Origin of the sequence: Clostridium folliculivorans (assembly GCF_024341905.1) — a bacterium.
In the GTDB taxonomy this organism is placed as follows: Bacteria; Bacillota; Clostridia; order Clostridiales; family Clostridiaceae; genus Clostridium_AR; species Clostridium_AR folliculivorans.
Genome location: NZ_BQXY01000017.1, coordinates 16,880 through 26,308, shown reverse-complemented (window position 1 = coordinate 26,308; position 9,429 = coordinate 16,880). Strand labels below are relative to the sequence as shown.

The window sequence follows — 9,429 nt, the reverse complement described above, 5'->3', positions numbered from 1 at the left end:
TTTGAACCAATTTCCAAAATGTACATATTACTCCAAATAATTTTCACTTAGATTTTATAGTTTGATTTTCAATAGTGGCTTTATTATCAGTATGTTTACTATTGGCAATTCCTTCTTTTATTAAAATCCCTATACTTAAAAAAACTAATATTATTAGTAATATAATTTTAGTTTTCATACTTCCGGGAAGCTTAATTCTCATATTCCATTCCTCTATTCAACTAAATATTTTTAATCGCCTAATTTATATTCTATATCACAGTATAAATATTGTCTATTAATGTATAAATTAATCGCCTTTAATATATTTATATTTATGTATATATTGATACAGAATACTGTATACTAGGCTTTATAAGGAATAATGAAGAATTTATAGCATTTTTTATTAAATCATGAATAAAAACTTGTAATTTGCTTTTATAGGTTATTATGCTTTTTACATAATACTGTTATTCTTATATAATCTTCATGTAAAACATTTATCTTTTAGTGAGAGGATTTTTTTAAAATGGACTACATAAAAACTAGAAAATCTTACATATTTGATATTTTAATAATAATAGCAGGTTGCTTTATATCATCCTTAGGAATAAACTTATTTTTAACCCACGCAAAGCTTCTTAGTGGTGGAGCTACTGGAGTAGCACTAATAATCCAATACTTAAAAGGCTTTAATGCAGGTTTTTCTGTATTCCTAATAAACTTACCTTTATTTATAGTTAGCTATATTAAACTAGACAAGAAATTTACGATGTATTCTGCATTGGGAATGGTGTCATTATCTGTGTCTCTGATAGTTACCTCTCCATTTTCGAAAATTATAGTTCTTGATGATATTCTTCTTTATTGTATATACGGTGGTGTACTATGTGGAATTGGGTATGGATTAGTATTCTCAAGAAATGGATCAACTGGCGGTACCGATATAATTACAATGCTTATTAGAAAAAAATACTCCAATTTTAATATAGGAAAATTAGGGTTTACTCTTAATCTAGTTATAGTTGCAGTAGGAGCTTTTTTCTTTGGTATACCTAAAGCATTATATACTTTAATCTCTATGTTTATCCAAAGTTATGTCTTAGATGTTATGGTAAGAGGATTATCCAGAAAGAACTTGCTTCTTATACTTACCGAAAGAGAAGAAGACGTAATAAATTATATAATTAACGATTTACACAGAGGAGTGACCTCGCTATTCGCAGAAGGTGAATACACTCATGATAGAAAGAAAATGCTTTATTGTATTGTAACAACTAGACAGATGATTGAGCTAAAAAACACAATCCATCTAGTAGATCCTAAAGCCTTTTTAACTATAATCGATATATCAGAAGTTAGAGGAAAAGGGTTTAAAAACATATAGTAAATAAAGGGAATTTCTATAACATTTATTATAGAAATTCCCTTTATTTATTTGTACAGATCAATTGGAAACATTTTAGTAATTTCAATTAAATGAAAAAATATATTCTAAAATTGTTTTAAATCTACAATTCACATCGACCTACTTATGACTATATTTTTACTTAATACTATCTAAATAATTCTTTTGTCCAATTTCGTATAAATTATTGCCTTTGCTATCTATTATCACAACAACGGGTAAATCTTCTACTTCCAGTCTCCTTATAGCCTCTGCCCCAAGTTCTTCATATGCGACAATCTCATTTTCCTTTATGCATTTAGAAATAAGAGCACCTGCTCCTCCAATAGCACCAAAATATACAGCTTTATTCTTTATTATACTTTTAACAACTTCATTATTTCTTAAACCCTTGCCTATCATACCTTTAAGTCCTAAGTTTAACAGCTGTGAAGTATACGAATCCATTCTATAGCTAGTTGTTGGACCAGCAGATCCTATTACCTCACCTGGTTTAGCTGGAGTTGGCCCTACATAATAAATAACTGAATCTTTAACATCGATAGGCAATTCTTTATTATTTTCTATTAATTCAATAAGTTTTTTATGAGCAGCATCTCTTGCAGCATATATAGTACCACTTATAAGTACTGTATCTCCAGCCTTTAGATCTAAGACCTTGTCTTCAGTTAATGGCATGATTATCTTCTTTTCCAATTAATGTTCCTCCTATAACTCTATCTCGGCATGTCTAGTAGCATGACAATTAATATTTACTGCAACTGGTAGTCCTGCAATATGTGTTGGATACACCTCAACATTTACACCTAATGCTGTGGTTTTTCCGCCAAACCCTTGAGGCCCAATTCCAAGCTCATTAATTTTTTCTAAAAGTTCCTTTTCTAAATCAGCATAGTAGTTATCGGAATTACCTTCATTTATATTTCTTATTAGTGCTTTTTTAGCTAAATTAGCAGCCTTATCAAATGTTCCTCCAATACCAACACCAACAACTATTGGTGGACACGGATTGGGCCCTGCTTTTCTCACAGTTTCTAACACAAACTCTTTTACACCATCTATGCCATCTGATGGTTTTAACATTTTTATTGCACTCATATTTTCTGATCCGAAACCTTTAGGTGCAACAGTAATTTTCATTTTATCTCCACTAACAATATTATAATAAATTACCGCTGGAGTATTATCTTTAGTATTAACTCTCTTTATAGGGTCGCCAACTACAGACTTTCTCAAAAACCCTTCCTCATATCCTCTTCTTACCCCTTCATTTATTGCATCCTCAAGAAGTCCACCAATTATATGGACATCTTGCCCTAATTCCACAAACACACATGTCATACCTGTATCCTGACATATTGGCATATTTTCATTTTTAGCAATATCTGAATTTATGACGATATTATCTAAAATATTTTTAGCTATTGCCCAACTTTCCTTTTCTCTAGCATTTTCTAAACTATTTCTTAAATCCTCTCCAAGATAATAGTTTGAAGATATACATAATTGCTTTACTGAATCTATTATTTGTGTAATATGTATTTCTTTCATATTGACCTCCCCAAGTATATTAATAAGAATTATCTTAAACATATTATTATATAGAATTGCTTTATTATTTCATATATTATTGATGAACTACTTCATAATTAAATTTATATTTTCAAATTCTACTCTCTGAACCCAGAGGAGTCTTAAAAACAAATTTTTGATTGAAGTGTTCCATTCTTTAAATATAAATTATAATTCTTGGCATATTATGCTGAGAATTAAATTATAATCTATTATATCATTATTTTAAGGAGTAGGCATGAAAACAAAACTTTCCCCTAAACTTTACGACATAATAATATACGTATTGATAGTAATACTCTTATTAATAGTATTTTATGATTTCCATCATATAATAAATAAGGACAAAACCAATTCAGTTCCCCATAACAGTATCAGTGTATCTCCAATAACAGGCGAAAGAATTGCAGAGGTAGGATCATCAAATTCAGTAATCGGTATTAAGTATTCTCCCGTAAAAATAAAAGATCTAACCAATGTAACAGTTAGTGATATAGTCTATGAAACTTTTAATAAAGAAAGTAATTATATAGAGTATTGGGCAGTTTTTTATAATAAGAAAATTGAGAGAAATGATTCCATAGATGTGATTAAAAATCTAACATTAAAAGACATACCTCATTTCAATTTTATGGACAAGGTAGATTTATATAAATTTAATTTTAAATCCAATTGTGATACTGTCTTTGTAGAATATAAAGCAGGCATTTCCTCCAGTTTTACATATAATGGAGAAAGTTATGTTCACTATAATGGTCCTATAACAGAAAAAAATATTGTTACAAACAAAGAACTCTCTTTTACAAACTTAGTCATTCAATATGTAGATGAAAAAAATATAAATCACGAAGATATATTTTCTCATAAAGGAGATGGGGATGGTTTTCTATTCACTGGCGGAAAGGTGCAAAAAATATTTTGGAGAGATAATAATTTTTTTCTAAGTGATGGAGTCACTCCATTAACGTTAATTCGTGGAAATACTTATTGGGTAGTCACTGATAGCTCGACAAACATAATAACATCAAAATACCTTGTAAAAAAATAGGTATAGCTTATCATAAAATATCCCATCTTACAAACTTATGTATGTCATACTCATTTTAAGAATATAAAAAGAGACTGTTTCAGAGTTATTTAGATAATAATTACTTTGAAACACTCTCTATATATCTGTATAAAAACATTATTTCCTAGGAAATTTGATTATTCAACACCATTTTTAGACTGAAAATACTTATCTACTCCGTAGCTAATTGCTTCAGCTAATTTCTTTTGATAATCTTCTGTTTTTAGAAGTTGTTCTTCATTTGGATTAGACAAAAATCCACATTCAACTATAACACTTGGTATACCCAAATTATCTCTTAAAATTTTATATTGATCTCCAGCTGCTTTGGCTATCCTTTTATTATCTTTGTCTATTTTCTCAACTAGTGTACTTTGAATGATATCAGCTAGCTTTTTACTTTCTTCATTGCTTGCGTGCCATACCTGCGCTCCATAGTATTTACTCTGAGGGAACATATTTTGATGTATGCTTATAAATATATCGCATTTAGTACTTTCTTTTAATTTAACTCTATTAGTTAAATCTTCTACTTTTTTTGCTCTCACAGAATTTCCTTTTTCGTATAACCCACTATCATCTTCTCTTGTCATGTAGACCTTATAATTCTTCTTCTCTAAATAGTCTTTAAGCTTTAAGGATATAGATAGGTTAATATCTTTTTCTATAATACCATTCTTCGATTTAGCACCGCCATCAATTCCTCCATGTCCTGCGTCTATTAATACTACCTTTTGTACTTGTTTCGTTTTGTCCTCTACTGCATTAACAATTACAGTATTAGTGAAAAATATACTTATGCAAACAAATAATATAGCTATGCTCTTCCTCATAATGACCTCCATAAATACAATCATATCTGTAGTATTTTCTGCACTATTTATAGATTTATACACTATTTTAAAAGTATATCTATAGATATGTTTGCCAATTATAAATTTGGGCATAAAAAAAAGAGGACTGCTCCTCTTTTTTTGAAATACTATCTCTTTGAGAACTGTGGTGATCTTCTAGCTTTCTTAAGACCGTATTTCTTTCTTTCCTTCATTCTTGGATCTCTTGTTAAGAATCCTGCTTTCTTTATTTCTGGCTTAACTGCTTCATCAGATTTAACTAGAGCTCTTGATATACCATGTCTTATAGCTCCTGCTTGACCTGTAAGTCCACCACCATGTACATTAACTATAACATCAAATTTATCTTTAGTTCCAGTTAATACTAATGGTTGATTAACTATAACTCTTAAAGTTTCTAAACCAAAATATGTTTCTATATCTTTGTTATTGATTACTACCTTACCTTCACCTGCAACAAGTCTAACTCTTGCAACTGATTTCTTTCTTCTTCCAGTAGCCATGTATTGAACCTTTGCCATTTCTAATCCTCCTCCCGAGCGTCAAATTAGTACTTTAATTCAAGTACTTCTGGATTTTGAGCTGCATGGTTATGTTCTGCACCTCTATAAACCTTTAGCTTTGTAAGCATTTTTCTTCCTAAAACTCCTTTTGGAAGCATTCTTCTTACAGCTTCTTCAAATGCAAATTCAGGCTTCTTATCTAAAACTTCTCTATATGGAGTTTCTTTTAATCCACCTGGATAAAGGCTGTGTTTTCTTAAAAACTTTTGATCTAATTTCTTTCCAGTTAAAAGAACCTTTTCAGCATTTATAATTATTACGAAATCTCCGCAATCAACATTTGGAGTAAATGTTGGCTTATTCTTACCTCTTAATATTGAAGCAACTTGGCTAGCAACTCTTCCTAGTGGCTTTCCAGCAGCATCAACGACATACCATTTTCTTTCAACTTCATTAGCTTTTGCAATGTATGATTTCATCGTTTTCCCTCCCTGAACTTTCTTTAAAGCTTGCTTACGCATATAGTCAAATCTATAATGTCAAGATCCATGCTAAGTGGATCTTATACACGTATCTCACGAACATAGACTATTATAATACACGCTTACGGGCGTGTCAACAATTTTTATCAATAATTTAGTAAAAAACTTTTTCTAAACATAAACCACAAGCTGGTGCAGACTTTCCAGCTTTTTGTCTTATTCCCTCTGATATAATTTTCTTTACATCACTTGGCTCAATCTTATGTACACCGACCATCATTAAGGTTCCTACTATTATTCTAACCATATTATATAAAAAACCATTACCTGCCACGTAAAATTTAATAATATCATCATTTACTTCAATGTCTAGCTGAGTTATTGTTCTAACAGTGGTTTTCACTGATCCACCTTTATTTTGAAAAGCCTTAAAATCATGAGTTCCCAAAAAATATTGAGCGGCCACTCTTATAGACTCTATGTCTAGTTTTTCTTCATAATTGTAAAAATAGTTTCTTCCTATAACGGTTGGTGCTTCATTGTTTCTTACAGTATAACTATACATTTTTCCCTTTGATGAATATCTAGCATGAAATTCATCTGAAACCTCTTCAGATGATATAACTAAGATATCATCTGGTAGCTTTGTATTAAGGGCATCCTTAAACCTCTCAGCAGGTATCCTGCTATTAGTCCTAAAGTTCACTACATAACCTCTTGCATGAACTCCAGAATCCGTTCTAGAGCTTCCTAGCGTCTCTATCTCCTCTTTAGTTACAGTTCTAATTGCCTTATCTAACTTATCTTGTACAGTCATCCCATGTTTCTGCTTTTGCCAGCCATTATAACCAGTTCCATCATACTCTAAAACAAGTTTTATATTTCTCAACCAAATCACCTAATTATCTTATTCCGAATCTAACGTAAAAACTTATCACTAGTAAAGCAATTATAATAATATAAGCTACAACATCTCTAGCTTCATATTTTAGCTGCTTCATTCTTGTTCTTCCTTCTCCACCTCTATAGCATCTAGCTTCCATTGCCATGGCAAGCTCATCAGCTCTTCTAAATGAACTTATGAACAGAGGAACTAATAAAGGAATCAAACTCTTAGCCTTTTGTATAACATTACCTGATTCAAAATCAGCTCCTCTAGCTTGCTGAGCCTTCATTATTTTATCAGTTTCATCCATTAAAGTAGGTATAAATCTCAATGCTATAGTCATCATCATCGCAAGCTCATGTGCTGGAACCCCTATTTTCTTAAATGGATTAAGAAGATTCTCAATTCCATCAGTTAATTCTATTGGGGATGTGGTTAATGTTAATAGAGATGTCCCTAAAATTAAGAATATAAGTCTGAGTGTCATAAATACCGCAGTATCTATTCCCTCTTTATATACTTTAAAGAAATTCCAAGCAAAAAGCAAATTCTCTGGCTTACCTTGAATCATGAAGATATTTAATGCAGCAGTTATCAAAATAAGTACAAAGACAGGTTTCAACCCTCTATATAAAAACCTTACATGAACTTGTGAAAATAATATTGATGCACATAAGAAAGCTGTAACAAAAATATATCCAACATATTTATTCATAATAAAAAGAGAAACTATAAAAAGCATGGATATCAATATTTTAGTTCTTGGATCTAACTTATGTATGAACGAATCACCAGGTATATACTGGCCTATTGTAATTTCCTTTAGCATAATATCCCTAATCTCCCTTCCTACTTGGTATTTTTTATATATTGTAGCAATGCTTCTTTAGCTTGTTCTACTGTAAATACACTGCTGCTTATATTAAAACCTTTATTTCTTAATGCTCTAACTAAGTAGGTTACCTGTGGTGCAGCTAATCCTACTTCTTCTAATACTTCAATTTTATTAAATATTTCAGAAGGGACACCATCTAATATAGATTTACCCTTATTCATTACTATTACTCTATCAGCCAGCTTTGCCACATCTTCCATGCTATGACTTACCAGAATTATAGTCATATTATATTCCTTATGAAGTATATTTATCTGCTCTAGTATCTCATCTCTACCCTTAGGATCTAATCCAGCCGTAGGTTCATCTAATATTAATATTTTAGGCTCCATTGCCACAACTCCAGCTATAGCAACTCTTCTTTTTTGACCTCCGCTTAGTTCAAATGGTGATTTATCCTTATACATCTCATAATCTAAACCAACCATTTTCATAGCTCTCTTAGCTCTTTTATCTATTTCATCTTCTGATAGTCCTAGGTTCCTTGGTCCAAACTGTATATCCTTTTCTATGGTTTCTTCAAAAAGTTGATATTCTGGATATTGGAATACAAGTCCTATTTTTTTTCTTATATCTGAAAGCTTTACCCCTTTTTGAGTTATATCTATATCATCAACAATTATCTTTCCACTAGATGGTTTTAATAATCCATTTAAATGCTGAATAAGCGTTGATTTACCTGAACCAGTATGACCTATAAGAGCTACAAACTGACCATCCATTATTTCTAATGATACATCATCTAATGCTTTTTTCTCAAAAGGTGATTTTGGCATATATATATGAGTTAAGTTTTCTATTTTAATTGACATAATGCATCCACCATCTCATCTACATTTAATATTTTAGTACTTATATTTATTCCTGACTTTTGAAGTTCATAAGCCAATTCTGTAACTTGAGGCACATCCAACCCTATATTCTTCATAGTTTCAACATGTGAAAACACTTCTCTTGGAACGCCTTCCATCATTACCTTACCTTGATCCATAACGATTATTCTATCAGCTTCAGCAGCTTCGTCCATATAATGAGTTATAAGAATTATAGTTATTCCATAAGTCTTATTAACATCTTTTATAGTACTAATAACTTCTTTTCTACCTATAGGGTCTAGCATAGCCGTAGGTTCATCTAATATTATACATTGTGGTCTCATCGCTAAAATACCAGCTATTGCAATTCTTTGCTTTTGTCCTCCTGATAAGAGATGAGGAGCATGCTTCCTATATTCGTACATTTCAACTTTCTTTAAGCTATCATCTACTCTTTTTCTTATTTCTGAAGGTTCTATTCCTAAATTTTCAGGTCCAAAAGCCACATCTTCTTCTACAATAGTAGCTACCATCTGATTATCAGGGTTCTGAAACACCATTCCAGCTCTTTTTCTTACTTCCCAAGTATTACTTGCATCAGATGTGTCAATCCCATCCACATATACTTTTCCTCCACTAGGAAGAAGTAATGCATTTATATGTTTAGCAATTGTGGACTTTCCTGAGCCATTATGGCCAAGCACAACTAAAAATTCACCTTTTTTAACACTTAAGTTAACACCATTAATAGCATACTTTTCTTCTCCATTTTCACCATTTACATATTTAAAAGTGAGATCTTTACATTCAACCATCTTATCACTCATTGAAATTCCTCCAAAATTAAATCTAATCACATTATAAAGCTTACTAGTGGTTGAATAAGTTTTATAATATGGACAATACCTATTGTCTATTATACTTTATAAAATAACAGTTTTCTATACTGTTTACACATGAATA

General features: G+C 30.9%; 12 protein-coding genes. 2 read left to right on the top strand and 10 right to left on the bottom strand.

Annotated features, from left to right (window positions below):
• Positions 1 to 43 precede the first annotated feature (43 nt).
• Entirely contained in the window at positions 44 to 202 is a 159-nt protein-coding gene (locus OCU55_RS23195; protein WP_261854640.1) for a hypothetical protein, read from the bottom strand.
• Positions 203 to 511: 309 nt separating this feature from the next.
• On the opposite strand from OCU55_RS23195, the gene OCU55_RS23190 reads away from it, so the two are divergent.
• Complete coding sequence (locus tag OCU55_RS23190; protein ID WP_261854639.1) at positions 512 to 1,369, top strand: YitT family protein; 858 nt, start codon at positions 512 to 514, stop codon at positions 1,367 to 1,369.
• A 159-nt stretch (positions 1,370 to 1,528) separates the two neighbouring features.
• Here OCU55_RS23190 and OCU55_RS23185 read toward each other — a convergent pair whose 3' ends face one another.
• Together OCU55_RS23185 and OCU55_RS23180 are read right to left on the bottom strand one after the other, a co-directional pair.
• A complete protein-coding gene (locus OCU55_RS23185; RefSeq protein WP_261854638.1) occupies positions 1,529 to 2,086 on the bottom strand; it encodes a Fe-S-containing hydro-lyase in 558 nt (185 codons plus the stop codon).
• A gap of 12 nt (positions 2,087 to 2,098) precedes the next feature.
• Complete coding sequence (locus tag OCU55_RS23180) at positions 2,099 to 2,941, bottom strand: fumarate hydratase (RefSeq protein WP_261854637.1); 843 nt, start codon at positions 2,939 to 2,941, stop codon at positions 2,099 to 2,101.
• Between the two features lie 259 nt (positions 2,942 to 3,200).
• Here OCU55_RS23180 and OCU55_RS23175 point away from each other — a divergent pair, with 259 nt between their 5' ends.
• Positions 3,201 to 4,010 carry a DUF3048 C-terminal domain-containing protein gene (locus OCU55_RS23175; RefSeq protein WP_261854636.1) on the top strand — a complete coding sequence of 270 codons (810 nt, stop codon included), beginning with the start codon at positions 3,201 to 3,203 and terminating at the stop codon, positions 4,008 to 4,010.
• Between the two features lie 158 nt (positions 4,011 to 4,168).
• On the opposite strand, the gene cwlD is transcribed toward OCU55_RS23175, so the two are convergent.
• From cwlD to OCU55_RS23140, 7 genes are all read right to left on the bottom strand, one after another.
• A complete protein-coding gene (gene cwlD, locus OCU55_RS23170; RefSeq protein ID WP_261854649.1) occupies positions 4,169 to 4,876 on the bottom strand; it encodes an N-acetylmuramoyl-L-alanine amidase CwlD in 708 nt (235 codons plus the stop codon).
• Between the two features lie 137 nt (positions 4,877 to 5,013).
• Positions 5,014 to 5,406, bottom strand: coding sequence for a 30S ribosomal protein S9 (gene rpsI / locus OCU55_RS23165; protein WP_206871081.1), 393 nt, complete (start codon positions 5,404 to 5,406; stop codon positions 5,014 to 5,016).
• 26 nt (positions 5,407 to 5,432) lie between these two features.
• Positions 5,433 to 5,867 carry a 50S ribosomal protein L13 gene (gene rplM / locus OCU55_RS23160; protein ID WP_261854635.1) on the bottom strand — a complete coding sequence of 145 codons (435 nt, stop codon included), beginning with the start codon at positions 5,865 to 5,867 and terminating at the stop codon, positions 5,433 to 5,435.
• 157 nt (positions 5,868 to 6,024) lie between these two features.
• Positions 6,025 to 6,759 carry a tRNA pseudouridine(38-40) synthase TruA gene (gene truA / locus OCU55_RS23155; RefSeq protein ID WP_261854634.1) on the bottom strand — a complete coding sequence of 245 codons (735 nt, stop codon included), beginning with the start codon at positions 6,757 to 6,759 and terminating at the stop codon, positions 6,025 to 6,027.
• A gap of 13 nt (positions 6,760 to 6,772) precedes the next feature.
• The gene (locus tag OCU55_RS23150) at positions 6,773 to 7,585 is read right to left on the bottom strand and encodes an energy-coupling factor transporter transmembrane component T family protein (RefSeq protein WP_261854633.1); all 813 of its coding nucleotides are present in this window, start codon (positions 7,583 to 7,585) and stop codon (positions 6,773 to 6,775) included.
• Between the two features lie 20 nt (positions 7,586 to 7,605).
• Complete coding sequence (locus OCU55_RS23145) at positions 7,606 to 8,463, bottom strand: energy-coupling factor transporter ATPase (RefSeq protein WP_261854632.1); 858 nt, start codon at positions 8,461 to 8,463, stop codon at positions 7,606 to 7,608.
• Positions 8,448 to 9,293, bottom strand: coding sequence for an energy-coupling factor transporter ATPase (locus OCU55_RS23140; RefSeq protein ID WP_261854631.1), 846 nt, complete (start codon positions 9,291 to 9,293; stop codon positions 8,448 to 8,450). Before OCU55_RS23140 ends, OCU55_RS23145 begins: the two co-directional genes overlap by 16 nt.
• Positions 9,294 to 9,429: the final 136 nt, after the last annotated feature.

What these genes read in the sequence shown, in the direction of transcription:
- OCU55_RS23140 (WP_261854631.1), bottom strand. Translation starts at nt 9,293, where the DNA reads ATGAGTGATAAGATGGTTGAATGTAAAGATCTCACTTTTAAATATGTA.
- rplM (WP_261854635.1), bottom strand. Translation starts at nt 5,867, where the DNA reads ATGAAATCATACATTGCAAAAGCTAATGAAGTTGAAAGAAAATGGTAT.
- OCU55_RS23190 (WP_261854639.1), top strand. Translation starts at nt 512, where the DNA reads ATGGACTACATAAAAACTAGAAAATCTTACATATTTGATATTTTAATA.
- OCU55_RS23195 (WP_261854640.1), bottom strand. Translation starts at nt 202, where the DNA reads ATGAGAATTAAGCTTCCCGGAAGTATGAAAACTAAAATTATATTACTA.
- rpsI (WP_206871081.1), bottom strand. Translation starts at nt 5,406, where the DNA reads ATGGCAAAGGTTCAATACATGGCTACTGGAAGAAGAAAGAAATCAGTT.
- cwlD (WP_261854649.1), bottom strand. Translation starts at nt 4,876, where the DNA reads ATGGAGGTCATTATGAGGAAGAGCATAGCTATATTATTTGTTTGCATA.
- OCU55_RS23150 (WP_261854633.1), bottom strand. Translation starts at nt 7,585, where the DNA reads ATGCTAAAGGAAATTACAATAGGCCAGTATATACCTGGTGATTCGTTC.
- OCU55_RS23180 (WP_261854637.1), bottom strand. Translation starts at nt 2,941, where the DNA reads ATGAAAGAAATACATATTACACAAATAATAGATTCAGTAAAGCAATTA.
- OCU55_RS23175 (WP_261854636.1), top strand. Translation starts at nt 3,201, where the DNA reads ATGAAAACAAAACTTTCCCCTAAACTTTACGACATAATAATATACGTA.
- OCU55_RS23145 (WP_261854632.1), bottom strand. Translation starts at nt 8,463, where the DNA reads ATGTCAATTAAAATAGAAAACTTAACTCATATATATATGCCAAAATCA.